The organism is Mycobacterium sp. ABE4_509 (assembly GCF_056160785.1).
This window is the reverse complement of record NZ_JBSWXU010000347.1, coordinates 1-465: the sequence shown is the minus strand read 5'-3', so window position 1 is coordinate 465 and position 465 is coordinate 1. Positions and strand designations below refer to the sequence as shown.

Annotated in this window: 1 pseudogene; it reads right to left on the bottom strand. The window is 59.1% G+C overall.

Going from position 1 to position 465, the window contains the following annotated elements:
* Positions 1 to 465, bottom strand: a pseudogene (locus tag ACXAID_RS28415) (amidohydrolase family protein); the annotation flags it as partial.

Below are 465 nucleotides of genomic sequence, written 5' to 3'. Positions count from 1 at the left end.
CGGATCCCAGATCACCGGCAACGTCATCGGAATGAACCGCGCCGGATACGCCCCGCACCACTCCTCGACATGCCAATCGTTGTAGGCCTGCACCAACGCCAACGAAAACTCCGGATCCTCAGTCGCGAACAACCGCCCCGCGAACCCCGGAAACGACGGGAAACACATCGACCCCAAAATCCCGCCGGCATTCATGTCCTTGACCCGCTCATCAACCTGCCAACACCCCGGCCGGATCTCATCCAAACCCTGCGGCTCCAGACCGTATTCCTCCTTCGGACGCCCCGCCACCGCATTGAGCGCCACATTCGGAATCACCACATCCCGAAACTGCCAGGTATCCGAACCATCCTCGTTGTGCACCAACCGCGGCGCCTCATCCAAATACTTCTTCGGCAGATGATTGGCGAACATATCCGGCGGCTCGACGATGTGATCATCCACGCTGATCAAAATCATGTCGTC